Consider the following 1,336-nt stretch of genomic DNA (forward strand, 5'->3'; position numbering starts at 1 on the left):
TGATCTTGACCCGCCATCTCCGAACAGCTTTTGTATCTTAAGTTAACGATGTCCGCTGCCGCCGGTATTCCCTCGGGGAGTGATATCCCAGCGCGCTGTGCGGGTGGTTTTCATTGTAATGCGTGAACGCTGCTGCAAGGTTTCGCAGGGCTGTTCTCACATCCGGTTTTGGCATGAACGCGATATAGTCTTCCTTCATCGTCTTCACGAACCGTTCGGCCATGCCATTGCTCTGCGGGCTGCTCACCGCTGTTGTACATGGCTCCAGATTCAGCTCTTTGGCGAACCTCCGCGTTTCATGCGCGGTATATGCTGAACCGTTGTCCGTCAGCCACTGCACTGGTGTTTCCGGCAGCCTGTCGCCGAAGCGCTTTTCCACCGACCTCAGCATCACATCCTGCACGGTCGAACTGTCATAGCCTACCGTGCTTGCTGCCCAGTCTATGGCCTCACGGTCGCAGCAGTCCAGCGCGAACGTTACCCGCAGTTTTTCGCCGTTGTCGCAGCCGAACTCGAAGCCATCTGAACACCAGCGCATATCGCTTTCTGCCACCGCTATCTTGCCCTTATGTTCACGCTTCGGTCGCTCTGGTTTGTCATGCAACAACAACAGGTTATGCTCGCTCATTATCCTGTAAAGCCGTTTGGCGTTCACAGGTGGCTGTCCCTCTGTGCGACGTTGCTTGCGCAGGATGCCCCACACGCGTCGATAACCATAACTCGGCATATCGCTGATGATGTCGAGGATAGCCGACAGTATTTCTTCGTCTGCTTCGTCATTACGCCGGTTACAGCGCCTGTCCTGCCAGTCGGCAGAACGGTTAATCCGCAGTGACAGCTGCGCACGCGACACGCCCATGGTGCGGCTGACCAGGGCTATTCCCCGTCCTTTGGCAACAAGGGCGCGTGCGCTATCCATTTTCGCGACTGGCCGTACTCCACGGCTTCTTTCAGGATCTCAACTTCCATCGTCTTCTTGCCCAGAAGGCGCTGAAGTTCCCGGACCTGCTTCAGAGCAGCAGTAAGCTCAGAAGCAGGAACGACTTCCTCTCCGGCCGCAACGGCGGTGAGGCTGCCTTCCTGATATTGCTTCTTCCACTTAAACAGCAGGCTGGGCTGGATACCATGCAGGCGGGCGACATGGGAGACATTCATGCCCGGCTCCATCGTCTGCTGGATAATGGCGATCTTCTCCTGAGGAGTTTTACGTTTACGGGCTTCTTGCCCTAACAGGATCCCGGTCATCTCAAAATTGGCGTTAGTGTTAGACATATATTCAAGCCTATCTCTTATCTGGAGATACAGCTACTGTCCGGTGTTTCAGGGGGCTACATCA

The 1,336-nt window shown here is 55.3% G+C and carries 1 protein-coding gene; it reads right to left on the reverse strand.

Going from position 1 to position 1,336, the window contains the following annotated elements; all coding sequences use genetic code 11:
- Positions 1-37 precede the first annotated feature (37 nt).
- Positions 38-1,245, reverse strand: a protein-coding gene (locus tag ACKLKD_RS27835) for an IS3 family transposase (protein ID WP_087804891.1) whose coding sequence is annotated in 2 segments (ribosomal slippage) — positions 38-924 and positions 924-1,245 — 1,209 coding nt in all. Because the reading frame shifts where the segments join, the coding sequence is not laid out codon by codon here.
- Positions 1,246-1,336: the final 91 nt, after the last annotated feature.

Origin of the sequence: Klebsiella sp. 10982 (assembly GCF_048589245.1) — a bacterium.
Classification (GTDB): domain Bacteria; phylum Pseudomonadota; class Gammaproteobacteria; order Enterobacterales; family Enterobacteriaceae; genus Klebsiella; species Klebsiella quasivariicola.